The sequence below is a fragment of the Streptomyces sp. NPDC001787 genome (genome assembly GCF_040297465.1).
In the GTDB taxonomy this organism is placed as follows: Bacteria; Actinomycetota; Actinomycetes; order Streptomycetales; family Streptomycetaceae; genus Streptomyces.
The window spans coordinates 205,336-229,388 of the sequence record NZ_JBEOZE010000007.1 but is presented as its reverse complement, the minus strand read 5'-3'; the positions used below and the strand labels follow the sequence as shown (position 1 = coordinate 229,388).

Genomic DNA, 24,053 nt, shown 5'->3' with positions numbered 1-24,053 from the left:
TGTGAACGGAATGCCCGAACCATCCTGCTGTGCGCCCTGTCGCTCCCCGTCCCGGATCGGTTGACTTGGTCGTCCCCGCCGGAGGCGGCCGGGTCGTCGGCTCCCCCTCGTACAGACGACGACCCGCACCCGCGCCGTCCGCCCTGCCGGCCTGCCCGACACTCCGTGGCCGGACGGACGGCGCCGGACCGCACGACCCACTGCCCAACGAAGAGGAGGGTGGCTGCGGAACGAAGCCGGAACCGAGTTCCTCCCGGTTCCGCCTCCGGGTCCGCGTGCGGTCCCCACGCCGCTCGGCGGGACATGAGGGAGGGGCGTAACCGGTGCACCGGTTACGCCCCTCCCCGCTGTGCGGCCGTGCTGTGCGTCAGGCGCCGCGCAGCACCGCGCCGGTGCGCTCGGCGGCCAGGGCGACCGCGCGGTCACGGGCGGCCGAGGCCTCCTCGACGGTCAGCGTGCGGTCCGCGGCGCGGAACCGCAGCGCGTACGCCAGGGACTTGCGGTCCGCGCCGATCTGGTCACCGGTGAAGACGTCGAACAGCCGCAGCGATTCGAGGAGTTCACCCGCTCCCTCACGCAGGGCGCGCTCCACCTCGGCGGCGGGCACGTCCTGGGCGACGATCAGCGCGACGTCCTGGGTGGCCACCGGGAAGGTGGAGATCCGGGGCGCCTGGAGCGCGCCGTCGACGGCCTGCTCCAGGACGTCGAGCTCGACCTCCATGGCGCAGGTCCGCTCGGGCAGGTGGAGCTCCTTGATGACGCGCGGGTGCAGTTCGCCCGCGTGACCGAACAGGGTCTCCTCGCCGTTCACCGTGACGAACAGCGCGGCGCAGCGGCCGGGGTGCCACGGCTGGTGCTGGTCGGCGCGGACGATGAGCTCGACGCCCGCCTCACGGGCGATCGCCCGCGCGGCCTCGACGGAGTCCGCCCAGTCGGCGAGGCGGCCCTTGCCCCACCAGCCGGCCTGCTCGCGGGCGCCCGCGAGGACCACGGCGGCGCGGCGCGGCTGACGCGGCAGTGCGGCGTCGAGTGCGGCGATCTCCTCGGCGGAGGGCCGCCGGTCGACGGGCAGCCGTACGGCGCGGGTCTCCTTGCCGGTCGGCCGGAAGACCAGCCCGGTCTCGAAGAGCGCGAGGTCGTGGCTGCCGCGGCCGTCGTTGCGCCGCAGCGCGCCGAGGAGGCCGGGCAGCAGCGTGGTGCGCAGTGCCGGTTCCTCGTCGGACAGCGGGTTGACGAGCTTGACCGTACGCCGGCGGGCGTCGTCCTCGTCCAGTCCGAGCTGGTCCAGGACTGCGTCGCCGATGAACGGGTAGCTCAGCGCCTCGACGTAGCCCGATCCGGCGAGCACCCGGCCGATACGGCGGTGCAGCCGCTGGCGGTCGGTGAGCCCGCGGCCGGACGGCGGCGTCGGCAGGGTGGACGGGAGGTTCTCGTACCCCTCCAGCCGGATGACCTCTTCGGCCAGGTCGTTCGGCTCGCTCAGGTCGGGACGCCAGGACGGCACCGTGACGATGAGCTCGTCCTGCCCGTAGACGTCGCAGCCGACCTGCTGGAGGCGGCGCACGACGGTCTCACGGCCGTAGTCCATACCGGCGACCCGGTCGGGGTGGTCGGCCGGCATCGCGATGGTGCGGGGCGCCGAGGGGGCGCTGATCTCCGTGACACCCGCCTCGGCGGTGCCGCCGGCGACGAGGACCAGCAGGTCGACGGTGCGCTGCGCGGCAGCGGCGGCGGCCTGCGGGTCGACGCCGCGCTCGAAGCGCTTGGACGCCTCGGAGGACAGCTTGTGGCGGCGCGCGGTCCGGGCGATCGAGATCGCGTCGAAGTGCGCGGCCTCGATGACGACCTCGGTGGTGTGGCTCTCGCCGTTCCGGGCGTCGGCGATCTCGGTGTTGGCGCCGCCCATGACACCGGCGAGACCGATCGGCCCGCGGTTGTCGGTGATGACCAGGTCCGCGGCGTCCAGCACCCGTACGGTGCCGTCGAGAGTGGTGAGCTTCTCGCCCTGCTGGGCGCGGCGCACCCCGATCGGCCCGTCGACCCGCGTGCGGTCGTAGGCGTGCAGCGGCTGGCCGAGCTCCAGCATCACGTAGTTGGTGATGTCGACGGCCAGCGAGATCGGGCGCATCCCGGCCTTCTGCAGACGGCGCTGCATCCAGATCGGGGAACGCGCCTCGGGGTCCAGACCGGTGACGGTACGCGCGGTGAAGCGGTCGCAGCCGATCGGGTCGGCCACCTTGACCGGGTAGCCGTACGCGTTCGGCGCGGGCACGTCCAGGAGCGCCGGGTCACGCAGCGGAAGCCCGTAGGCGATGGCCGTCTCACGGGCGACACCGCGCATGGACAGGCAGTAGCCCCGGTCCGGCGTGACGGCGATGTCGAGGACCTCGTCGACGAGCTGGAGCAGCTCGATCGCGTCGGTACCGGCCTCGTGCTCCGGCGGCAGCACGATGATGCCGTGGGTGCCGTCGTCGCCCATCCCGAGCTCGTCGGTGGAGCAGATCATGCCGTGCGAGGTCCTGCCGTACGTCTTGCGTGCGGCGATCGCGAAGTCGCCGGGCAGCACGGCGCCGGGCAGGACCACGACGACCTTGTCGCCGACGGAGAAGTTACGGGCTCCGCAGACGATCTCCTGCGGCTCACCGGTGCCGTTGGCGGTGCCGACGTTCACCGTGCAGAAGCGGATGGGCTTCTTGAAGCCCTCCAGCTCCTCGATGGTCAGGACCTGTCCGACGACCAGGGGGCCCTTGAGGCCGGCGCCGATCTGCTCGACGGTCTCGACCTCCAGGCCGACGGCGACGAGCTTGGCCTGTACGTCACGGCCGGTTTCCGTCGCCGGCAGGTCGACGTACTCCCGCAGCCAGGAAAGCGGGACGCGCATCAGATCTCCATCCCGAACGGCCGGGTGAACCGGACGTCACCCTCGACCATGTCTCGCATGTCTTCGACGTTGTGGCGGAACATCAGCATCCGTTCGATGCCGAACCCGAAGGCGAATCCGCTGTACTTCTGAGGGTCGACACCGCAGGCGACGAGCACCTTGGGGTTGACCATGCCGCAGCCGCCCAGCTCGATCCAGCCCTCGCTGCCGCAGGTGCGGCAGGGGCGGTCCGGGTTGCCGACGGACTCGCCGCGGCAGACGTAGCAGACCATGTCCATCTCGGCGGACGGCTCGGTGAACGGGAAGAAGTTCGGCCGCAGCCGGGTCTTCATGTCCGGCCCGAAGAGCGCCTGGACCATGTGGTCCAGGGTGCCCTTGAGGTCGGCCATGGTCAGGCCCTCGTCGACCGCGAGCAGCTCGATCTGGTGGAAGACCGGGGTGTGCGTGGCGTCGAGCTCGTCGGTGCGGTAGACCCGCCCCGGGCAGACGACGTAGACGGGGGGCTTGCGCTCCAGCAGGGAGCGGGCCTGGACCGGCGAGGTGTGCGTACGCAGGACGACACCGGACTCGTCGCCCGTGGTCGGCCTGCCCTCGGGCGTGGTGCCCTGGACGAAGAAGGTGTCCTGCATCTGCCGGGCCGGGTGGTCGGGCACGAAGTTCAGGGCGTCGAAGTTGAACCACTCCGCCTCGGCCTCGGGGCCCTCCGCGATCTCGTAGCCCATGGCCACGAAGACGTCCGCGACGCGCTCCATGATGGTCGTGAGCGGGTGGCGGGCGCCGGCCGGAGTCCGGTCGTAGGGCAGCGTGACATCCACCGCCTCCTCGACCAGGACCCGGGCGTCGCGCTCGGCCTCCAGCTCCGCCTGGCGGGCGGCCAGGGCCTTGGAGACGGCGCCGCGGGCCTGGCCCACGCGCTTGCCCGCCTCGGCCTTGGCCTGCGGCGGCAGGGCTCCGATCTCGCGGTTGGCGAGGGACAGCGGCGAGGTGCCTCCGGTGTGCGCGGTCTTCGCCTGGGCGAGCGCGTCGAGGTCGCCCGCGGCGGCGAAGGCGGCGAACGCCTCGTCCCGCAGGCGCTCGATCTCTTCCGGTTTCAGTGCCTCGACCTCGACTGGGTCGTACGACTTGTTCGGTGCCGACATCTCTTCCCGTGCTTCCGATTGGCTGATACTGCTCTTACCGGGGGATACCCCCGGACCTCCGTGGCTCCGCTCGACGCCTGGAGGACACAAAGGTGCCAATGGTCGAGTCTAAAGGCCGCGCGAAGCGGAGGGGGCCCGCGGGCCGGTCGGGCCCGCCCGTCGCCCCCGCCGCCCGGTCCGACGGTTCTGCTAGCTCAAGTAGCCCGGAGCGCTCACGGGCAGAATAAATCGGAACTCCGCGCCGCCGCCGGGCCCCCGGCCGACGGTGATCGTGCCGCCGTGGGCCTCGACGATGCCCTTGACGATGTACAGGCCCAGGCCGGTCCCGCCGCGCTTGCTGCCCCGCCAGAAGCGGGTGAAGACGCGGCCCATCGACTCCTCGGGGATGCCAGGACCTTCGTCGCTCACGGTGACCTCCGTCCCGGTCTCGTCGTTGTTCGCCGGCGCGGGTGCGGGGGCGATCTCAATAGTGACGGTTCCCTCGCCGTGACGCACCGCGTTTTCGAGCAGGTTGCCGAGCACCTGGTCGACCTTGTCGGGGTCGGCCCACAGGTCGGGCAGCGGCTGCCGGGTGCGGACGAGGAAGCGGTCGGGCGCCTGGCCGTTCGCGGTGAGGGCCTGGACGTGGCGTTCGACGGCGGCGGAGATGTCGACGGGCTGACGGCGCAGTTCGAGGCGGCCGGAGTCGATCCGGGAGATGTCGAGCAGTTCGGCGATGAGCCGGGTGACGCGGCCCGCGTCGGCGTCGACGGTCTCCAGCATGAGCCGCTTCTGGTCGTCGGTGAACCGCTCCCACTTGGCGAGCAGCGTCGCGGTGAAGCCCTTGACCGAGGTCAGCGGGGAGCGCAGCTCATGGGCGACCGTGGCGATCAGCTCGGCGTGGCTGCGTTCGGTACGGCGGCGGGCCTCGGTCCCGCGCAGGGAGACCACCACCCGGCGCACCGGGCCGGTGGGCCGTTCGCGTACGTACCGTGCGGAGACCAGGACCTCACGGCCACCGGGCAGCAGGAGATTGCGCTCGGGCTGTCCGCCCCGGGTGGCGAGGCCCCCGTAGGGGTCCGTCAGGGACCACCAGCGCTTCCCCTTGAGGTCCTCCAGGGGCAGCGCGTGCTCCAGGGACCGGCCGAGTGCGGCGGCGGCGGGGGTGGCGGTGATCCGGGCGGCGGCGGCGTTGAAGCAGATGACCCGGCCGCTCTCGTCGGCGACGACGAGGCCGTCGGGGAGGTCGTCCGGGTCGACGCCGGGAAGGAGGCCCCGGAGGTCACCGCCGTTGTCCGTGGTGTCCGTGATGTCCGGGCCGGTGCCGTCCCGGTCCGCGCCGGTGCGCACGACCGCCTTGTGTGCCTGACGCGGACTCATGCCGACAGCCATATTCCCGTACCCCACCTCTCGAACCGGTGCAGTGGGCCCCCGAGTTCGTCACCCTACTAGTCGTCGGGGAACGAGCGACACCCTGCGGGGGCGCACTCGGCCGGTGCGCCGGTGGCACGGGCCCGGACCGTGGCCGGTAACCGTCGGTGAACACATGTGCACCGGTTCCGGGGGTACCGCGGGCAGGCGGGTACGGCCGCTCAGGCGGTACGGCGGGGGCGCTGCGCCCGTGCGGAGGCGTACAGACAGACGGCCGCGGCGGTCGCGAGGTTCAGGCTCTCCGCCTTGCCGTGGATGGGTACCCGGACCACGGCGTCGGCCAGTGCGCGGGTCTCCTCGGGGAGGCCCCAGGCCTCGTTGCCGAAGACCCAGGCGGTGGGCCCGCCCATGGTGCCCGCGTCCAGCTCGTCGTCGAGGTCGTCGGCCCCCGCGCCGTCGGCGGCGAGGATCCGCACCCCCGCGTCCCGCAGTCCGCGCACGGCGTGCTCGACGGGGACGCCGACGGCGACCGGCAGATGGAACAACGACCCGACCGACGCCCGTACCGACTTCGGGTTGTAGAGGTCCACCGAGGCATCGGTGAGCACGACCGCGTCGGCGCCCGCCGCGTCGGCGCAGCGCAGCACCGTACCGGCGTTCCCGGGGTCCCGTACGTTGGCGAGCACGGCCACCAGCGTGGGCTTCGCGGCGAGGATCTGTTCGAACGGCGAGTCCAGGAAGCGGCAGACGCCGATCAGACCCTGCGGGGTGACGGTCTGCGACACATCGGCCAGTACCTCGCTGTCGGCGAGGTGCACCCGGGCGCCCGCGGCGTGGGCGGCCTCGACGATGTCGGTGTAGCGCTCGGCCGCCTCGACGGTGGCGAACAGCTCGATGAGCGTCGGCTCGCCGTCGCTGCCCCGGTGGCCGGCGGCCTCGCGCACGGCCTGCGGCCCCTCGGCGATGAACCGGCGCTCCTTGCCGCGGAAGTTTCGCTTGGCCAGCCGCCGGGCGGCGGTGACACGGGGCGAGCGCGGGGAGATCAGTTCGGGGGTGCCCATGGTCGGCGGCGAGCCTCTCTGCGTACGGAGGTGGGGTTCAGGTGGTGCAACGCACCGGACCCGCAGACGGTGTACGCCTGCGGGTCCGGCTCGGTACCTGGAAGAGCGGCCTGGGTCAGGCGGCCTTCGGGGCGTTGACGTCGCTCGGGAGGGCCTTCTGGGCAACCTCGACGAGGGCGGCGAACGCGTTGGCGTCGTTGACCGCGAGCTCGGCCAGGATCTTGCGGTCCACCTCGATGTTGGCGGCCTTCAGACCCTGGATGAGGCGGTTGTACGTCATGCCGTTCTGGCGGGCAGCGGCGTTGATGCGCTGGATCCACAGCTGACGGAAGTCGCCCTTGCGCTTCTTGCGGTCGTTGTAGTTGTAGACCAGGGAGTGGGTGACCTGCTCCTTGGCCTTGCGGTACAGGCGCGAGCGCTGACCGCGGTAGCCGCTGGCGGCTTCGAGAATTGCCCGGCGCTTCTTGTGGGCGTTGACTGCCCGCTTGACGCGTGCCACTTGTTAACTCCTTGTAGCGGGGCCGTGGTTGTCCTCACACGGCCCGGAAACGAATTGGTCCCGGTGTGATCGAGGTCGCGCCCCCGGATTCACCGGGGGCCGGACCTCACTTGCCGAGAAGCTTCTTGATCTTCTTGGCGTCGGCCGGAGCCACGACGACCGTGCCGGTCAGCGAGCGGGTCTTCTTGGACGACTTGTGCTCGAGCAGGTGGCGCTTGCCGGCCCTCTCGCGGAGCACCTTGCCGGAGCCGGTGATCTTGAAGCGCTTGCTGGCACCGCTGTGCGTCTTGTTCTTCGGCATCGCGCCGTTCTCTCCTCGTCAGTGGCGCCCCTCACGGTGCGGGCACCGGACTGCAGGGGCGTCAGATCTCTATGGGATTCCGCGGGGACCCGGGGCGCCTGGATGGCGGCCCCCGAAGGTCACGCCTCGGAAGGTGTCTCGTTCGGAGCCTCGGCGGCCGCGGCCGGGGCCTCGGCAGCCTCACCCTCGGACTCGGCGTCGGGCGCGTAGCCCTGACGCTCCGCCTTGCGGGCGGCCTGGGCCTCACGGGCCTCGGCCATGGCTTCGGTCTTCTTCTTGTGCGGGCCCAGAACCATGATCATGTTCCGGCCGTCCTGCTTCGGGTTGGACTCGATGAAACCGAGGTCCTCGACATCCGAAGCGAGACGCTGGAGCAGACGGAAGCCCAGCTCGGGGCGGGACTGCTCACGACCACGGAACATGATCGTGATCTTGACCTTGTCGCCCTGCTTGAGGAACCGGACGACGTGACCCTTCTTGGTGTCATAGTCGTGCGGGTCGATCTTCGGCCGGAGCTTCATCTCCTTGATGACCGTGTGCGCCTGGTTCTTGCGCGCCTCACGGGCCTTCATGGCCGACTCGTACTTGAACTTCCCGTAGTCCATGAGCTTGCACACGGGCGGACGGGCGGTCGCCGCCACCTCGACCAGGTCGAGGTCGTACTCCTGTGCGAGTTCCAGGGCCTTGGCAAGCGGAACAATCCCGACCTGCTCGCCGCTGGGACCGACAAGTCGCACCTCGGGAACGCGAATCCGGTCGTTGATGCGGGGCTCGGCGCTGATGGATCCTCCTCGGTAGCACCACGCGACCGCCTGGCGGACAGCCGCGTAACGTCTGTTTCGTCAGACCAACCGAGCCGGAACATCAAAAATGCCCCGGACGGGACACAGGCGGGGCTCCTGGAAATACCGGAACACCGCCGCGGTCAACCGCGGGGCGCATCGGGCGGCTCCATCGTCCGTACGGAACGATGGTCGCCACCTGACCGGTGACCCGCTGTCCTTCGAGGACAGCCAGGTGGGAGATCGGAGCCTCCACTTGTGGGCCGGGCACATAGATGTCCGGCCGGTCGTTACACAAGGTTAGCAGCCCGATGGCGGGTGCGCTAATCCCCCGGCTCCGGGCTCCCGCGGGCGGTGACGTCCGGGCCTGGCCTTATCGTGTGGGGCATGAGTGACGCGACCCCCAGCACCGGTTCTCCCGCTTCTCCCGGCTTCGACGACATGGCCCGCGACATCGCGGAGGTCCCCGCGGTCGAGGTGATCGTCACGGTCGCCGTCAACCTGATGAGCGCGGCCGCCGTGAAGCTCGGCCTGACCGAGGAGGGCGAGCAGCACAAGGACCTGGACGAGGCGCGCAAGCTGGTCCAGGCGCTGGCCGGCCTGCTGGACGCGAGCACCACGGAGATCAGCACCTTCCACGCCTCCCCGCTGCGGGACGGCCTGAAGTCGCTCCAGCTGGCGTTCCGCGAGGCGTCGCTGGTACCGGACGAGCCCGGCCAGGGCCCCGGCGAGAAGTACACCGGCCCGGTCTACGGCTGACCGCTCCCCCACGATCCACCGCGCGGGCCCGCCCCCCCTTCACCGGAGGCGGGCCCGCGCTTCGCGTCCGGGCCGGGGCGGCGCCCCCTTCCCCGCTCAGCCGGTCCCGCCGAGCCCGGCGGCCTCCTGGGCCGGCACCGGATGGGTCAGCCGGTGCGCGTACGCCGCGACAGCACCGCCGACCAGGGGCGCCACGATGAACAGCCACAGCTGGGAGAGGGCCGCGCCGCCCGCGAACAGGGCCGGTCCGAGGCTCCGGGCCGGGTTGACCGAGGTACCGGTCAGCGGGATGCCCACCAGGTGGATCACCGCGAGGGACAGCCCGATGGGGAGCCCGTCGAAGCCGACGACCGCGACCTTGTGGGTCACCGCGAGCACCACGAACACCAGCAGGAAGGTCAGCACCACCTCGGCGAGGAAGGCCCCGCCCAGGTTGATCCCGACGGCCGACCGGTCGTCGTAGCCGTTGCTCCCGAACGCGCCGCTCGTCCTCAGCCCCGGAACCTGCTTCGCGAGCAGGAAGAGCAGGGCCGCACCCACGATGGCGCCGAGGAACTGGGCCACCCAGTACTCGATGGCCGTCCGGAGGTCGATCCGACGGGCCACGAGCATCCCCAGCGTGACCGCGGGGTTCACATGGCATCCGGAGATCGGGCCCAGCGCGTAGGCGAGCGCGAGCAGGGTGAATCCGAACGCGAGGGCGATGCCCACCGTCCCGATGTACTCGACGGCGAGCACCGCCGATCCGACGGCGAAGAAGACCAGCAGCAGCGTGCCCAGGAACTCCGACACCACTGTCCGCGTCTGCATACAACCACCTCGCGAGATCTGGGTTGATCGGCAGGTTTCAACCGATTTCCCGTCAATTCTCACGGTGTGGAGCGAGATGCGCGCGTTGAGCCGTTCGGGCGATCAGCGAGTGAACAGCGGGACACCCTCGGTGGCCGTCCCGGCGGGCAGCAGCGCCAGATCGAGGCCGCGTACCAGCCTGGCCCGCAGGACCTCGCTGGCCGACAGCGCCTCGGCGACGCGGCGGGCCGCCTCGGCGGGCACGGCGTCCGGCGCGAGAACCAGCGCGAGGGTGCCGTCGGCCCGGCCCGGCCCCAGGTGGGCACGGACGACCGCGGGTTCGGCGGCGACGGTGTCACGTACCGCCGCGACGACCGCCGGGTCCTGGAGCGGGTCGGTACTGGTGCGGTTCTCGGCCAGCGCCAGCAGTGCCGGGCCGGTCAGCTCGAACGCGACGGGCCCCGCGAGATCCAGCACCACGGTGTCGGCCTTCTCGTGCGCGGCGGCCTGGAGCGCCTGGTGCAGGGGTACGGCGACGGGGCGGGCCTCGGGGTCCCAGCGGGCCAGCGAGGCGGTGGAGGTGAAGGCGGGCAGCGCGCGCCGGTCACCGGCCTGGAGCGTGGGCACCGCCATGTCGCTGGTCTTCTCGCGGCGCAGCCCGTTCTCGTCCTCCTCGACCTCGCCGAGGACGGCGACCACGGGAACGAGCAGCCGGGCGCCCCGGAGCGCTTCGAGGACCGGGCCGAGTGCCGTACGGTCCTGGGACCAGACGGCGAGCGCCGCCGTCAGTGCGGGAGCGGCCGTGCCGTCGTCGTCGGAGAAACCGGGGTCCGGAATGTTCTTGAGCGCCACGGGACGAGCGTAGTCCCTGCCTCCCGCCGCCCCGACAACAGGTCGCGGCGGGACATCCGGGCCCGGGATCGGGGCGGCGGCCCCGGCCGGTCAGCGGCGTCCGCCGGGCGCCCTGCCCCGCCACAGGACGACGGCCACGGCCAGCAGGACGGCGCCGAGGCCGCCCGCGGCCGGGGCCAGCCAGTTCACGGGGCCCGGTTCCCGGTGCGGCGGGGTGGGGCCCGGTCCGAAGTACTGCTCGCGGTACCCGGTGGCGGCGGACCGGGCGCTCAGATCGGCGGGGCGCAGCCGGGAGCCGGTCTCGATGGCCTCGGCGGGGTCGACGATGCCGTAACCGCGGGCGTCGTCACGGCCGTTGGCCGGGGCGTCGCGGGCGGTGTCCGCGAGGAGCTTCTTGATCTGGGCCGGTGTGAGCCCGGGGTGGGCGGCGCGGACGAGGGCGACGGCGCCGGAGACGAAGGCCGAGGCGGCCGAGGTGCCCCACTCGATGTAGTACTTGCGGTTCGGGTTGGCGACGACGATGTCGACGCCGGGCGCGCTGACGGTGGCGTACCAGCGCCTGGTGGAGAACGAGGCGTGCGTGCCGTGCTTGTCGACGGCCGCGACCGCGATGACCCCGGGGTAGGCGGCCGGGTAGGAGACCCGGTCCCCCTTCTCGCCGCCGTTGCCCGCCGAGGCGATGACGGAGACGCCCTTGCCCAGGGCGTACTGGATCGCGGCGTCCTCGCCCGGCTCGGGGTGCGCGGACTTGCTGTCGTCGCCCAGGGAGAGGTTGATGACATCGGCGCCGTGGTCGGTGGCCCAGCGGATGCCCTCGGCGAGCGCGGTGCCGCGGGACTTGCGGGCCTTGGCACGGGACGGGTCGTTGGACTCCAGGATCACCCGGACCGGGAGGATCCGTGCCTCCGGGGCGATGCCGAGGATGCCGTCGCCGCGCCCCGGCCCCCGTCCGCGGCCCGCGATGATGCCGGCCATCGCGGTGCCGTGCAGGGCCCAGGCCGCGTCGCCCCGGCCGGCGCCGAAGCCGATGAGGTCCTTGCCGGGGAGTACCTGTCCGGCGAGGTCGGGGTGCGTGTTGTCGACCCCCGTGTCGAGGACGGCGACGGTGATGCCCTTGCCCCTGGTCGTCTGCCAGGCCCGGTCGGTGTGCAGGGCCGCCAGTCCCCACTGCTGGTCGCGGATGGCGTCCGCCCGTGCGGGGGCGGCGGCGGAGAGCGCGAGGACGGTGGCGGCGCAGGCCGCGGCGAGGACACGGCGGCGTCGGGTCATTCCGGCTTCTCCGTGAGGTCGGTGACGGTCCCGCGCAGCCCGCGCTCGACCTGGTCCGCCACGCCCTTCGCCTCGTGCCCGAGCCCGGCCTGGGCGACGGCGGTCGTCGCACCGGCGGCCGTGGCCTCGGCGACGGGCTGCGGGTCGGCGACGGCGCGCCCGTCCGCGAAGCCGGAGACGGCGAACACGACGACGGGCAGTTCGGTCAGGACATGGACCGTCCAGCTGGCGCGCTGCCCGTCGCGGAAGGCCGCGGCGACGGTCCCCTCGACGGCGTACGCACGGGGCATGAGGTCCTTGCGCGCGCCGAGGCGCTGTTCGGTGAAGCGGGTGGCGAGCGCCCCCATGCCTTCCGCGGAGGCCTCGGTGAAGATCATCCCGACCGTGGTGACGCTGCTGCGGGTCGCGTCGGTGTACGTGGCCCGCACCAGGCGCTCGCAGCCGACCGGGCGCAGGGTCGTCAGGAGCAGGGGGTCGATCCCCTTGGCACAGCCGCTGTCGGGGGCGACGGCGATCCGGGTCCAGACCCGGTCCGTGCCGCCCGGCCCCACGCCGATGCCCTTGAGGGTGCGCGGGAAGAGGGTGTCGACGGGGACGGTGTGCCAGACGGTCCGGCCCGTGGCGTACGCGCTGCGGGTGCCGGGTTCGGCCGAGGAGTCGCCGGTGAGCCAGGTGCCGGTGACAGCGCCGCCGATCAGCCCGAGACCGAGGACGACGCAGGTCGCCGCCGCCGCGGTCCTCCCCCGGCGCCGGGGGCGCACGGGGCGCAGCCGGGTCGTCGTCTCCGCGGGCGTCTCGGGGAAGCCGTAGCGGGGCGGTACGGGGTAGGGGGCGTGGTACGCGGGCAACGGGCCGTGGTGGGGGCCGCCGGGCGCCGGCGCGGTGCCGGGGCGGGGGGTGAGGTCCACCGCACCGACGGGTCTGCGCCGGGGTGCGGGCGGCGCGGGCGGCGGCACGGCGGGGTGCGTGGGCACCTGCGGCTGCGGCTGCGGCTGCGGCTGCGGCTGCGGCTGCGGCTGCGGCTGCGGCTGCGGCTGCGGCTGCGGCTGCGGCTGCGGCTGCGGTGACCATGCCGGACGCGGTGACTGTCCCGGCTGCGGGGCCGGGCGCCGGGGTGCGGGCGGTACGGGGCGCAGCCGGGCGGTGGTCTCGGCGGGAGCGGGAGCGGGAGCGGGAGCAGGAGCCGGGGTGGTGGCTGGTGCTGAGGCTGAGGGGGCTGAGGGGGCCGGTGCGGCGGCGGGCGGGGGCCCGGCGGCGGTCCGCGGGGGCGGCGGTACGGGCGGAGCCGCCGGGGCGGGCGGCGCCGGTGCCGGTCTCGGAGGTGCCGGCGGAGCCGCGGCGGGCTGGTGTGCGGCCGGCGGAGCCGCGGCGGGCGGAGGTGCCGCGGGCGGGGCCGGCGCGGGGGCCTGTCCGGGCCGCGGCTTCACCGGGGCCGGCGGCGTCGGGACCCCGGGCTCGGCTGCCGGTGCGGGCGGCGGAGCGGCCGGACGGGGCGGCACGGGAGCGCGCTGCGCTTCGGTACTCATCCGGCCCGCCCCCTGGTTCACGTCCCCGTACCGTCCGCGGATCACCGTCACAGGCAGGCCCGTGGGTTCGCGCGTGCCCGTCACTCTACGGGCTGGGAGGCGACGGAGGGCAACGGGACGCCACGCCCGGGGGGATCTGCCCCGATCGTCCCCCTACCCAGCGGTACGGGTGTCTGGCAAGCTGCGGCCATGACTGCCCGCGCCACTGACCGGGCCCGGTACGACCGGGCCACCGCCCATCTCGACGCCCCGATCGCGGTGGTCGATCTGGAGGCCTTCGACGCCAACGCCGACGATCTCGTCGCCCGGGCCGGGGGGAAGCCGATCCGGGTGGCGAGCAAGTCGGTGCGCTGCCGGGCCCTGCTGGAGCGGGTGCTCGCGCGTCCCGGGTTCGCCGGGATCATGTCGTTCACGCTGGCGGAGTCGCTGTGGCTGGCGCGGGCCGGTTTCGAGGATGTGCTGCTGGCCTACCCGTCCGCCGACCGCACCGCGTTCGCCGAGCTGGCCGCCGACCCGAAGCTGGCCGCAGCGGTGACGGTGATGGTGGACGACCGGGCGCAGCTGGAGCTGATCGACGCGGCGCGGTCCGGCGGGCGGGAGGAGATCCGGGTCTGTCTGGAACTGGACACCTCGCTGCGTCTGCTGGGCGGCCGGGTCCGGGTCGGCGCACTGCGCTCGCCGCTGCGCTCGCCCGCCGAGCTGGCGGAGCTGGCCCGCGCGGTCGCCCGCCGCCCGGGATTCCGGCTGGTGGGCCTGATGGCGTACGAGGGCCATGTCGCCGGGGTCGGCGACGCGGTCGCGGGGAGTCCGCTGCGGTCCCGGGCGATCCGGCTGATGCAGTCCGCGGCCCGCAGGGAACTGGCGGTCCGCCGTGCCGAGGTGGTGCGGGCGGTCCGGGCGGTGGCACCCGGCCTGGAGTTCGTGAACGGCGGAGGCACGGGCAGTGTGCAGCACACCGCGGCCGAACCCGCGGTGACGGAGATCGCGGCCGGGTCGGGGCTGTATGTGCCCCGGCTGTTCGACAACTACACGTCGTTCACCGGCCGTCCGGCGGCGCTGTTCGCGCAGCCCGTGGTGCGCAGGCCCGGGGTGGGTGTGGTGACGGTGCTCGGCGGCGGTTATCCGGCGTCCGGCGCGGCCGGGGCGGACCGGCTGCCCGTGCCGTATCTCCCCGAGGGGCTGCGCTACGACCCGCAGGAGGGCGCGGGCGAGGTGCAGACACCGCTGCTCGGCGCCCCGGCGGACGATCTGCTGATCGGCGACAAGGTGTGGTTCCGGCACGCCAAGGCCGGTGAGCTGTGCGAGCGGTTCGAGGAGCTCCGGCTGATCGAGGGCGACCGGATCACGGCGACCGTCCCGACGTACCGGGGCGAGGGCCGCACCTTCCTCTGACCGGCGCTCGCGGCGGCGGCGCCGCGCACGGCGGTACGCGGAGGGACGAGGTACGCGGAGGTACGCGGGGTTCAGGGCGCGATCGAGCTGCCGACCCCTCCGCCCGTCCCGCTGTCGCCGACCGGGCGGATGCCCCGGGTGATCGTGTCCATGAGCGAGAGCGGCAGGTCCTTGCGTCCGGCGTCGAACGCCATGCGGACCAGGACCGGTGTCTCGCTGCCCACCGCCGAGGGGAAGGCCACCGACTGCACCACGCCGCCGGGGCCCTTGCCGGTGGTGACCTGCCAGCGCACCAGGTAGCCGGTACGTCCCGCCACGCTCACCGGCTCGGACCTCAGCACCTTGTGCGACACGATCCCGCCGTGGACGCGCCGGCCGACGAGGTTCTCCTCGTACACGCTGTCCGCGGCCGTGGTGATGTCCTGCTCGGCCAGCGCCTCGGGGGTGGTGGCGTCGGTGCGGCTCGGGGTGCGGGTGGTGACGGTGCCGTGGTAGCAGGAGGCCCCGGAGTCTCCGGGGCAGGAGTAGGAGCCGATGGTCCGCATGGTGATCGCGTCATCGACGGTGCTCTCCGGTTTCTCCCAGCCCACGGGGACCGGCAGGGTGATCCCGTTGAGCTGATCGGTGAGGGTGCCGGGGTCCTCGTCCGGTGGGTCGCCGGGGGCGGTCGTGCCGCCGGAGGCGGTGGCCGGCGCGGTGGCGGGCGGTGCCGAGCCGCTGGACACCACCGCCGGGCCCGTACCGCTGTCGTCGCCGCCCAGCAGCACGGCCGCCGTGACGGCCACCCCGGCGATCACCAGCCCGGACAGGGCGACCGCCAGGATGCGGGTACGGGCCCCGCCGCCCGGGGGCGCGCTGCCGCCGGTCCGCTGCCGCGGCAGCACGGGAAGCGGCGGGGGCCCGAACGACTGTGCCGCGTAAGGCTGTTGCGGACCAGGCGGCGCGGCAGCGAGCGGGCGGGTGTGCGCGGTCCAGGCCGTGCCGTCCCACCAGCGCTCGGTGCCGGGCGCGCCCGCGTCCGGGTACCAGCCGGGCGGTGTCGCGTGACTCATGCCCCCACTCTAGGGTCCGGGTGCGACAGGCCGCGCGGGCTGTCAGACCGGGGTCACATAGGCCCCGGAGATGCCGCCGTCGACCAGGAAGTCGGTGGCGTTGACGAAGGAGGAGTCGTCGCTGGCCAGGAAGGCGACGGCGGCCGCGATCTCGGTCGCCTCGGCGAAGCGGCCGAGCGGGATGTGGACGAGCCTGCGGGCCGCGCGCTCCGGGTCGGCGGCGAACAGTTCCCGCAGCAGCGGGGTGTTGACCGGCCCCGGGCACAGGGCGTTGACCCGGATGCCCTCCCGGGCGAACTGCACGCCGAGCTCCCGGGACATGGCGAGCACGCCGCCCTTGGAGGCGGTGTAGGAGATCTGGGAGGTCGCGGCGCCCATCCTGGCCACGAAGGACGCGGTGTTGATGATGGAGCCTCGGCCCTGGCGGCGCATGTAGGGCAGGGCGGCCTTGCAGCAGAGGTAGACGGAGGTGAGGTTGACGTCCTGGACGCGCTTCCAGGCCTCCAGGCCGGTGGTGAGGATGGAGTCGTCCTCGGGCGGTGAGATGCCCGCGTTGTTGAAGGCGATGTCGACGGAGCCATAGGTGTCGTACGCGGCCTTGAAGAGCGCCTCGACCTGCCCGGGGTCGGTGACGTCGGCCCGGACGAAGAGGCCGCCGGCCTCCTCGGCGGCGGCCCCGCCCGCGGCGGCGTCGATGTCGGCGCAGACCACATGCGCCCCTTCGGAGGCCAGCCGGCGGGCGGTGGCCAGGCCGATCCCGCTGCCCGCTCCGGTGATGACGGCGGTGCGGCCGACCAGTCGGCGGCAGATGCTCTCGTTGTCGTTGCTCATGCGGGTTCAGGCCTCCGTGCTGAGGAAGACGTTCTTGGTTTCGGTGAAGGCGGTCAGGGCGTCGGGGCCCAGTTCGCGGCCGAGGCCGGACTGCTTGCAGCCGCCGAAGGGGGTTCCGTAGCGGACGGCGGAGTGGGAGTTGACGGACAGGTTCCCGGCCCGGACCGCCTGGGCGACGCGCAGGGCGCGGCCCACGTCGCGGGTCCACAGGGAGCCCGCGAGGCCGTAGTCGGTGGCGTTGGCGAGCCGGACGGCGTCGGCCTCGTCCTCGAAGGGGAGGACGACCGCGACCGGGCCGAAGACCTCCTCGGTGGCGACGGGCGCGTCCGGGGCGACATCGGTGAGGACGGTCGGCGGGAACCAGAAGCCGGGGCCCTCGGGGGCGCTGCCCCGCAGGGCCGGCGCGTGCCCGGGGACGTAGCCGCGGACCCGTTCCAGCTGGGCCCGTGAGATCAGCGGTCCCATCTGGGTCCTCTCGTCGGCCGGGTCCCCGACGACGACCGCGGCGAGGGCGGGGGCGAGCAGTTCCAGGAAGCGGTCGTACGCGGGGCGCTGGACGAGGATGCGGGTGCGGGCGCAGCAGTCCTGGCCCGCGTTGTCCAGGAAGGACATGGGGGCGGCGGCCGCGGCGGCCTCGATGTCGGCGTCGGCGAAGACGATGTTCGGGCTCTTGCCGCCGAGTTCGAGGGTGAGCCGCTTCACCCGGTCGGCGCACTTGGCCATGATCTGCTTGCCGACCCGGGTGGAACCGGTGAAGACGATCTTGGCGACGCCGGGGTGCTCGACCAGGGCGTCACCGGTCACCGCGCCCGCTCCGGGCAGCACCTGGAAGAGGTCTTCGGGAAGGCCCGCCGCCCGCCCGATCTCCGCCAGCCGCAGGGCCGTGAGCGGGGTGGTCTCGGCGGGCTTGAGGAGTACGGCGTTGCCCGCGGCGAGGGCGGGCGCCACGCCCCAGGCGGCGATCGGCATGGGGAAGTTCCACGGGGCGATCACGCCGACGACGCCGAGGGGTTCGAGCAGGGTGAAGTCGATTCCGCCCGCCACCGGGATCTGCCGGCCGGTCAGGCGCTCCACTCCCCCGGCGGCGTAGTCGAGCAGGTCGCGTACGTTGCCCGCCTCCCAGCGGGCGTTGCCGAGCGGGTGTCCCGCCTCGGCCGTCTCCAGCCGGGCCAGGGACTCGGTCTCGGCGTCGACCGCTGCCGCGAAGCGGCGCAGCAGGCGGGCGCGGTCGGCCGGGGCCAGGGCGGCCCAGGTGCGCTGGGCGGCGGCGGCCCGGGTCACGGCGGCGTCCACCCCGGCCCGGGTGGTGGCCGGGACGGTGGCGAGGTGTTCCCCGGTCGCCGGGTTCAGTACGTCGTGGGCGTCGGGGGCGTCGGGCGTGTGGTGGACGCCGGGCGTGTGGGGACGGGCGTCGGGAGAAGCGGGGCGGTGGTCGGTGGTCACGTGTTCCTCACAGGCGTTCGAAGGAGCGGCGGAGCTCCCAGTCGGTCACCGCGGCGTCGAAGGCTTCGAGTTCGACGCGCGCCATGTTGCGGTAGTGCCCGACGACCTCGTCGCCGAAGGCGGCACGGGCCACTTCGCTGTGCTCCCAGAGTTCGGCGGCTTCCCGGAGGGTGGTGGGGACCCGCTCGTATCCGGAGGTGTAGGCGTTGCCCCCGCAGCCCTCGGGCAGTTCCAGTTCCTGTTCGACGCCGTGGAGTCCGGCGGCGATCAGACCGGCGACGGCCAGGTACGGGTTGACGTCGCCGCCGGGCAGCCGGTTCTCGAAGCGCATCGAGCGGCCGTGGCCCACGACGCGCAGGGAACAGGTGCGGTTGTCATGGCCCCAGGCGACCGCGGTCGGGGCGAAGGAGCCGGGCTGGAACCGTTTGTAGGAGTTGATGTTCGGGGCGTGGAGCAGGGTGAACTCGCGCAGCGCGGCGAGCTGTCCGGCGAGGAAGTGGCGCATCAGCGGGGACATGGCCCCGTCGTCGCCCGCCATGACGTTGCGGCCCCCGGCGTCCTGGAGCGAGAGGTGGATGTGGCAGGAGTTGCCCTCGCGCTCGTTGAACTTGGCCATGAAGGTGAGCGCGACACCTTCCTGGGCGGCGATCTCCTTGGAGCCGGTCTTGTAGACCGCGTGCTGGTCGCAGGTGACCAGTGCCTCGTCGTAGCGGAAGACGATCTCGTGCTGGCCGGGGTTGCATTCGCCCTTGGCCGACTCCACGGTGAGGCCGGCGCCCGCCATCTCGTTGCGGATCCGGCGCAGCAGGGGCTCGATACGGCCGGTGCCGAGGACCGAGTAGTCGATGTTGTACTGGTTGACCGGTGTCAGACCGCGGTAGTTGCGGTCCCAGGCCTGCTCGTAGGTGTCCTTGAAGACGATGAACTCGAGTTCGGTGCCGACGTGGGCGGTGAGGCCGAGTCCGGCGAGCCGCTCCAGCTGGCGGCGGAGGATCTGGCGGGGGGCCGCGACGACGGGCGATCCGTCCTCCCAGGCGAGGTCGGCGATGACCATGGCCGTGCCCTCGTTCCACGGGACGCGGCGCAGGGTGCCGAGGTCGGGGCGCATGGCGAAGTCGCCGTAGCCCCGGTCCCAGGAGGACATTCCGAAGCCGTCGACGGTGTTCATGTCGGTGTCGACGGCGAGCAGATAGTTGCAGCCCTCGGTGCCGTGTTCCATGACCTCGTCGAGGAAGAAGGCGGCGGCGAACCGCTTGCCCTGAAGTCTCCCCTGCATGTCGGGGAAGGCGAGGACGACGGTGTCGATCTCACCGCTCGCGACGAGGACGCGCAGTTCCTCGATACCGAGCGGGGGTGTTCGCACTGCCACGGGATACTCCTCCTTCGGCCGGACGGAAGCCTTAAGGTATGGGATGAGACCTTTGAAAGAAAGGGAAACGGAACGTGACCGAGGAATCCGGTGAGCATCCGGCGGCGGCCCGCCTGAGGCCGGTGCTGCGGCCCGTCCGCGCGGGCAACGGCTTCGAGGAGGCCCTGGAGCAGATCCTCCAGGTGATCCGGCTGGCCCTGGTGGCCGGCGGCGAACGGCTGCCCGCGGAACGGGAGCTGGCCGAGCTGCTCGGGATCAGCCGGGTCACGCTGCGCGAGGTCCTGAAGGTGCTCCAGGAGCAAGGCCTGGTGGAGAGCAGGCGCGGCCGTTACGGCGGCACGTTCGTGACACCGCGCACCGGCACGGCCGGCGAGGACGAACTGCGGCGCCGGGTGGCGGAGGTGGACATGGAGGACGTGCTGCGCTTCCGCGAGGTCCTGGAGACCGGGGCGGCCGGACTCTGCGCCGCGCACGGGCTGACCGGCGAGGGCGCGGACCGGTTGCGCGGGGCACTGGCGGCGACACACGAGACACCTCTGCCCGACTACCGCCGGCACGACACACTGTTCCACCTGACGCTGGCCCGGCTTTCCGGTTCGCCGTCGCTGACCGCCCAGTACGCGGCGGTCCGGGCCACGGTGAACGACCTGCTGGACTGCATTCCGCTGCTCGTGCGCAACCTGGAGCATTCGCAGCATCAGCACACGGTTCTCGTCGAGGCGGTCCTGGACGGGGACGAGGAGGCGGCACGCGCGGTGATGCGTGAGCACTGCGCCGGAACGGCGGCGCTGCTGCGCGGCTTCCTGGCCTGACCGGAGGATCGGCCCGGTCTCCTTGCCGCACCGCGCCGAGACCCTAAGGTATGCGGTGACACCATTGACTTCGGCCCGCTGAACGCGGCCTACCGAAGGGACCGCACCATGCCCGAACCCCTCATCGGCATCACCACCTATCTGGAGTCCGCGGCCAGGTGGGGTGTCTGGGAGCTGCCCGCCGCCGTCCTCCCCGCCGCGTACCCGCGTCTGGTGCAGCGGTCCGGCGGGCTGGCCGTACTGCTCCCGCCGGACTCCCCCGAGCGGGCCGCGGCCACCGTGTCCCGGCTGGACGCGCTCGTCGTGGCGGGCGGCGCCGATGTCGGGCCCGAGCTGTACGGGGCCGAGCGCGACCCCCGGACCGGGCCGCCGGCCCGGGAGCGCGACGCCTGGGAGAAGGCCCTGCTCGACGCGGCGCTGGAGTCCGGAATCCCGGTGCTCGGGATCTGCCGGGGCATGCAGCTGCTGAACGTGGCCCTGGGCGGCACTCTGGTCCAGCACATCGACGGCCACGCCGGTCCGCCCGGCACGACCGGGATCCTCGGCGAGCATGTGGTGACACCCGTGCCCGGTACCCGCTACGCCTCCGTGGTCGCCGGGCAGTGCGCCGTACCGACCTACCACCACCAGGCCGTCGAGCGGCTGGCCCCGGCGCTGGTGGCCTCCGCCCACGCGGTGGACGGCACCGTCGAGGCGGTCGAACTCCCCGGTCCGCAATGGGTACTGGGCGTGCAGTGGCACCCGGAGATGGGCGAGGACTCGCGAGTGGTGCGGGCGCTGGTGGCGGCCGCCTCGGCGGCGGTGCCGGACCGGCGGCGGGCCGGCCCCACCGCCCTGGTGGCGGCACCCGGCCGGGCCTGACGTCCCCCGGGAGGCGCGGGCGGATGCCGGGGGCCGGCGGGACCGGTCCGCGCGGCGGCCCGGCCGGCCCGTTCAGACGCCCGGGGCGCCGGAGTCCGGCCGGGTGAGGGACAGCAGGTCCCGGGCCGGTCCGGTGGGCCGGTGACCGGAGGGCCATACGGCGCGCAGCTGGCGTCGGAGGCGTACGCCCGCGACCGGGACCTTCACCAGGCGGCGGGCCGACAGCTCCTCGCCCAGCGCCAGTTCGCTGAGCACACAGGGGCCCGCGCCGCTCTCCGCCGCGCCCTTCACCGCGGTCGTGGAGGAGAGCTCCAGCAACGGCTGCGCGAGCCCGCCGTGCGGGGCGAGCGCGGCGTCCAGGACCTGCCGGGTGCCGGAGCCGTGCTCCCGCAGGATCAGCGGGGTCGCGGCCAGTTCCACCGGCAGCAGCGGCGTCCGGCGGCGGGCCCAGGGGTGGGAGGGGGCGACCACGACCACCAGGCGGTCGTGCGCGATGACCGTACCGTCCAGGCCCTCCGGTATCGACAGTCCCTCCACGAACCCCAGATCGGCCTCACCGGTCACCAGCCGCCGGGCGACCGCCGCCGAGTTCCCCGCGACGAGGGACACGGCGGTGTCCGGCCGCTGGGCGCGCAGCGCGATGAGCCAGCCCGGCAGCAGGTACTCCGCGATCGTCATGCTCGCCGCGACCCGCAGCCGCGAGTCCCGGCGGTCACGCAGCGCCTGGGCCCCCGCGTCGAACGCCTCCGCGGCCTCGACGACCCTGCGCGCCCAGTCGGTGACCAGGGCGCCCGCGTCCGTCAGCCGGGAGCCGCGCGGGGAGCGGTCCAGGAGTGCGACGCCGAGCTGCCGCTCCATCGACCGGATGCGGCTGGAGGCGGCGGGCTGGGTGACACCGACGTCCCGGGCGGCCCGCCCGAGGCTGCCGTGCCGGGCCACGGCGAGCAGCAGCTCCAGCGCTCCGAGGTCGGGAACCCGGTGGGACAGGGGTACGTGTTCATCGCTGGGCATAAAGCCAGCTTATGACCTCATAGGGACGGACTCCCTGGTGGGGAGCGGTGGCGCGGCCAAGAATCGTGGCATGGCCATCTTTCCGCAGACCCAGGCAGAGCCCCAGCCCCGGACGCCGTCGTCCTCCCCGTCCGACGCCTCCCGCCCGGCCGCCCTCCGGCTGCCGTCCCTGCGGCACATCGGCCCCAATTGGTACGCCTCCGTGATGGGCACCGCGATCGTCGCGAGCGCGGGTGTCGCGCTTCCCCTGGACGTGCCGGGCCTGCGGACCGTGTGCACCGTCGTGTGGGCGCTCTCCGCGCTGTGGCTCGCCACCGTCCTGGTGGCCCGCACGGGGCACTGGATCCACCACCGCGACCAGGCCCGCGCCCATCTCCTGGACCCGGCCGTCGCCCCGTTCTACGGGTGCCTGTCCATGGCCCTGCTCGCTGTCGGCGGGGGCACCATGGTGGTCGGCAAGGACGTCATCGGTGAGCAGGCCGCGCTCGTGGTGCACGCGGTGCTGTACGTCGCGGGCACCCTGATCGGTCTCGCCGCCGCGGTGGCCGTCCCGTATCTGATGGTCGTACGCCACCGGCTGGAGCCCGGCAGCGCCTCGCCCGTCTGGCTGCTGCCGCTGGTGGCGCCGATGGTCTCCGCCTCGCTCGGCGCGCTGCTGGTGCCCGAACTGCCCGCGGGCCAGTGGCGCGGGACGCTGCTGATGGCCTGCTACGCGATGTTCGGGCTGTCCCTGCTGGCCACGCTGGTGGTGCTCCCGACCGTGTTCGCGCGGCTGGTGCACCAGGGGCCGCTGCCGCTCGCGCTGACGCCGACGCTGTTCCTGGTACTGGGTCCGCTGGGCCAGTCGACCACCGCGGTCAACCAGCTGGCCGATGTGGCGCCGGGAGCGGTCGGTGCCCCCTATGCCTCGGCCTTCGGCGCGTTCGCCGTGCTCTACGGGGTGCCGGTGATGGGGTTCGCGCTGCTGTGGCTGGCGCTGGCCCTCGCGATGGTGGTGCGGGCGCTGCGGGCCGGGATGACGTTCGCGATGACGTGGTGGGGATTCACCTTCCCGGTCGGTACGTGTGTGACCGGGGCCGCCGGACTGGCCCGGCACACCGGGCTCGACGCCTTCACCTGGCTGGCCGTCGCGCTGTATGTGTTCCTGGTGGCCGCCTGGGCGGTGGCCGGGGCGCGGACGCTGCGCGGGCTGGTCAGCGGAGCGCTGCTCGCAGCACCGCGGGCGCCTCGGCCAGTGACGGCCCGTACCACGTGAGGTGGCGCCCGTCGACGAGTGCGGCGGGCAGCGCGGGGAAGGCCTCGGGCCCGTCGTCGGCGGTGAAGCGGTAGGGCTCGTCGGGCAGCACGACCAGTTCGGCGCCGGACGCGTTCAGCTCGGCGAGCGGGATACGGGGGTAGCGCTCGGCGTGGTCCGCGTAGACATTGCGCACCCCCAGGCGGGCCAGCAGATCACCGGCGAACGTGTCACGGCCGAGCACCATCCAGGGTCTGCGCCAGACGGGCACGACCGCCGGGCGCGGGGCTCCCGGCGCGGGGACCGCCGCCCAGGCGGCCTCCGCCTCGTCCAGCCAGCGGGGCCGGCCGAGGCCGCAGCCGGTGATCAGCACCCGTTCCAGCTCGGCGAAGGCCTCGTCGAGGGTGCGGATCACGGTGACCATGACGTCGAGCCCGGCCTCCCGCAGCGCGGCGAGGTCGGGGGCGCGGTTCTCCTCCTCGTTGGCGATGACCAGGTCCGGGCGCAGCGCGGCCACCGCCGCCACGTCGGGGTTCTTCGTGCCGCCGATGCGGGTGGCGGCCAGGCCCGGCGGATGGGTGCACCAGTCGGTGACCCCGGCCAGCAGCCCGGGTGCGGTGACGGCGACGGCCTCGGTGAGCGAGGGGACCAGGGAGACGACGCGCACGGGCGGGGCCTTTCTCGGACGGACGTACGGCGGCGGGCCGGTGAGTCCCGCCGGTCAGCGGGGGTCCGGGGACCGTCCAGCGCGGTCAGCGCGGTCAGCGCGGTCAGCGCGGTCAGCGCGGTCAGCGCGGTCAGCGCGGTCAGCGCGGTCAGCGCGGTCAGCGCGGTCAGCGC

General features: G+C 73.4%; 22 protein-coding genes. 5 read left to right on the top strand and 17 right to left on the bottom strand.

Annotated elements, in window-relative coordinates; genetic code table 11:
- Window positions 1-367 precede the first annotated feature (367 nt).
- The 7 genes from pheT to infC form a co-directional block, all read right to left on the bottom strand.
- On the bottom strand, window positions 368-2,881 hold the full coding sequence (pheT, locus tag ABT170_RS12965) for a phenylalanine--tRNA ligase subunit beta (protein ID WP_329945429.1): 2,514 nt from the start codon (window positions 2,879-2,881) through the stop codon (window positions 368-370).
- On the bottom strand, window positions 2,881-4,020 hold the full coding sequence (gene pheS, locus ABT170_RS12960) for a phenylalanine--tRNA ligase subunit alpha (RefSeq protein ID WP_329945430.1): 1,140 nt from the start codon (window positions 4,018-4,020) through the stop codon (window positions 2,881-2,883). The genes pheT and pheS overlap by 1 nt, the downstream gene beginning before the upstream one ends.
- 189 nt (window positions 4,021-4,209) lie before the next feature.
- On the bottom strand, window positions 4,210-5,391 hold the full coding sequence (locus ABT170_RS12955; RefSeq protein ID WP_351866525.1) for a sensor histidine kinase: 1,182 nt from the start codon (window positions 5,389-5,391) through the stop codon (window positions 4,210-4,212).
- A 200-nt stretch (window positions 5,392-5,591) separates the two neighbouring features.
- Window positions 5,592-6,431 carry a TrmH family RNA methyltransferase gene (locus ABT170_RS12950; RefSeq protein ID WP_266929298.1) on the bottom strand — a complete coding sequence of 280 codons (840 nt, stop codon included), beginning with the start codon at window positions 6,429-6,431 and terminating at the stop codon, window positions 5,592-5,594.
- Window positions 6,432-6,546: 115 nt separating this feature from the next.
- Window positions 6,547-6,930, bottom strand: coding sequence for a 50S ribosomal protein L20 (rplT, locus tag ABT170_RS12945; protein ID WP_003970214.1), 384 nt, complete (start codon window positions 6,928-6,930; stop codon window positions 6,547-6,549).
- 106 nt (window positions 6,931-7,036) lie between these two features.
- Window positions 7,037-7,231 (bottom strand): 50S ribosomal protein L35, encoded by a 195-nt coding sequence (gene rpmI, locus ABT170_RS12940; protein ID WP_003970213.1) that lies wholly within the window; start codon window positions 7,229-7,231, stop codon window positions 7,037-7,039.
- A gap of 119 nt (window positions 7,232-7,350) precedes the next feature.
- On the bottom strand, window positions 7,351-8,013 hold the full coding sequence (gene infC, locus ABT170_RS12935; protein ID WP_329945598.1) for a translation initiation factor IF-3: 663 nt from the start codon (window positions 8,011-8,013) through the stop codon (window positions 7,351-7,353).
- Window positions 8,014-8,400: 387 nt separating this feature from the next.
- Here infC and ABT170_RS12930 point away from each other — a divergent pair, with 387 nt between their 5' ends.
- Window positions 8,401-8,772: a DUF1844 domain-containing protein gene (locus tag ABT170_RS12930; RefSeq protein WP_266929299.1), complete on the top strand. Its 372-nt coding sequence runs from the start codon at window positions 8,401-8,403 to the stop codon at window positions 8,770-8,772.
- 96 nt (window positions 8,773-8,868) lie between these two features.
- Here ABT170_RS12930 and ABT170_RS12925 read toward each other — a convergent pair whose 3' ends face one another.
- The 4 genes from ABT170_RS12925 to ABT170_RS12910 all read right to left on the bottom strand — a co-directional run bounded on the left by ABT170_RS12925 (window position 8,869) and on the right by ABT170_RS12910 (window position 12,590).
- A complete protein-coding gene (locus ABT170_RS12925; RefSeq protein WP_351866520.1) occupies window positions 8,869-9,582 on the bottom strand; it encodes an MIP family channel protein in 714 nt (237 codons plus the stop codon).
- Between the two features lie 102 nt (window positions 9,583-9,684).
- Window positions 9,685-10,413: an SseB family protein gene (locus ABT170_RS12920; RefSeq protein ID WP_329945435.1), complete on the bottom strand. Its 729-nt coding sequence runs from the start codon at window positions 10,411-10,413 to the stop codon at window positions 9,685-9,687.
- A gap of 90 nt (window positions 10,414-10,503) precedes the next feature.
- Window positions 10,504-11,682 (bottom strand): type VII secretion-associated serine protease mycosin, encoded by a 1,179-nt coding sequence (mycP, locus tag ABT170_RS12915; RefSeq protein WP_351866517.1) that lies wholly within the window; start codon window positions 11,680-11,682, stop codon window positions 10,504-10,506.
- Entirely contained in the window at window positions 11,679-12,590 is a 912-nt protein-coding gene (locus ABT170_RS12910; RefSeq protein ID WP_329945437.1) for a hypothetical protein, read from the bottom strand. The genes mycP and ABT170_RS12910 overlap by 4 nt, the downstream gene beginning before the upstream one ends.
- Before the next feature lie 807 nt (window positions 12,591-13,397).
- On the opposite strand from ABT170_RS12910, the gene ABT170_RS12905 reads away from it, so the two are divergent.
- Window positions 13,398-14,600, top strand: a complete 1,203-nt coding sequence (locus ABT170_RS12905) for an amino acid deaminase/aldolase (protein WP_351866515.1) — start codon at window positions 13,398-13,400, stop codon at window positions 14,598-14,600.
- A 71-nt stretch (window positions 14,601-14,671) separates the two neighbouring features.
- Here the strand turns inward: ABT170_RS12905 and ABT170_RS12900 are convergent, their stop codons facing one another.
- From ABT170_RS12900 to ABT170_RS12885, 4 genes are all read right to left on the bottom strand, one after another.
- Window positions 14,672-15,652, bottom strand: coding sequence for a DUF2510 domain-containing protein (locus tag ABT170_RS12900; protein WP_329945439.1), 981 nt, complete (start codon window positions 15,650-15,652; stop codon window positions 14,672-14,674).
- A 42-nt stretch (window positions 15,653-15,694) separates the two neighbouring features.
- The gene (locus ABT170_RS12895; RefSeq protein ID WP_329945440.1) at window positions 15,695-16,483 is read right to left on the bottom strand and encodes a 3-oxoacyl-ACP reductase; all 789 of its coding nucleotides are present in this window, start codon (window positions 16,481-16,483) and stop codon (window positions 15,695-15,697) included.
- Window positions 16,484-16,489: 6 nt separating this feature from the next.
- Complete coding sequence (locus tag ABT170_RS12890; protein WP_351866652.1) at window positions 16,490-17,833, bottom strand: aldehyde dehydrogenase family protein; 1,344 nt, start codon at window positions 17,831-17,833, stop codon at window positions 16,490-16,492.
- A gap of 100 nt (window positions 17,834-17,933) precedes the next feature.
- Window positions 17,934-19,295: a glutamine synthetase family protein gene (locus tag ABT170_RS12885; protein ID WP_351866510.1), complete on the bottom strand. Its 1,362-nt coding sequence runs from the start codon at window positions 19,293-19,295 to the stop codon at window positions 17,934-17,936.
- Window positions 19,296-19,369: 74 nt separating this feature from the next.
- Here ABT170_RS12885 and ABT170_RS12880 point away from each other — a divergent pair, with 74 nt between their 5' ends.
- Together ABT170_RS12880 and ABT170_RS12875 are read left to right on the top strand one after the other, a co-directional pair.
- Window positions 19,370-20,107 (top strand): FadR/GntR family transcriptional regulator, encoded by a 738-nt coding sequence (locus tag ABT170_RS12880; protein WP_329945443.1) that lies wholly within the window; start codon window positions 19,370-19,372, stop codon window positions 20,105-20,107.
- A 108-nt stretch (window positions 20,108-20,215) separates the two neighbouring features.
- Window positions 20,216-20,968, top strand: a complete 753-nt coding sequence (locus tag ABT170_RS12875) for a gamma-glutamyl-gamma-aminobutyrate hydrolase family protein (RefSeq protein ID WP_329945444.1) — start codon at window positions 20,216-20,218, stop codon at window positions 20,966-20,968.
- A gap of 72 nt (window positions 20,969-21,040) precedes the next feature.
- Here the strand turns inward: ABT170_RS12875 and ABT170_RS12870 are convergent, their stop codons facing one another.
- On the bottom strand, window positions 21,041-21,979 hold the full coding sequence (locus tag ABT170_RS12870; RefSeq protein ID WP_329945445.1) for a LysR family transcriptional regulator: 939 nt from the start codon (window positions 21,977-21,979) through the stop codon (window positions 21,041-21,043).
- 70 nt (window positions 21,980-22,049) lie between these two features.
- Between ABT170_RS12870 and ABT170_RS12865 the strand changes: the two genes are divergently transcribed.
- The gene (locus ABT170_RS12865) at window positions 22,050-23,234 is read left to right on the top strand and encodes a TDT family transporter (RefSeq protein WP_351866506.1); all 1,185 of its coding nucleotides are present in this window, start codon (window positions 22,050-22,052) and stop codon (window positions 23,232-23,234) included.
- Here ABT170_RS12865 and ABT170_RS12860 read toward each other — a convergent pair.
- A complete protein-coding gene (locus ABT170_RS12860; RefSeq protein WP_351866503.1) occupies window positions 23,173-23,880 on the bottom strand; it encodes a helical backbone metal receptor in 708 nt (235 codons plus the stop codon). The genes ABT170_RS12865 and ABT170_RS12860 overlap by 62 nt on opposite strands.
- Window positions 23,881-24,053 lie beyond the last annotated feature (173 nt).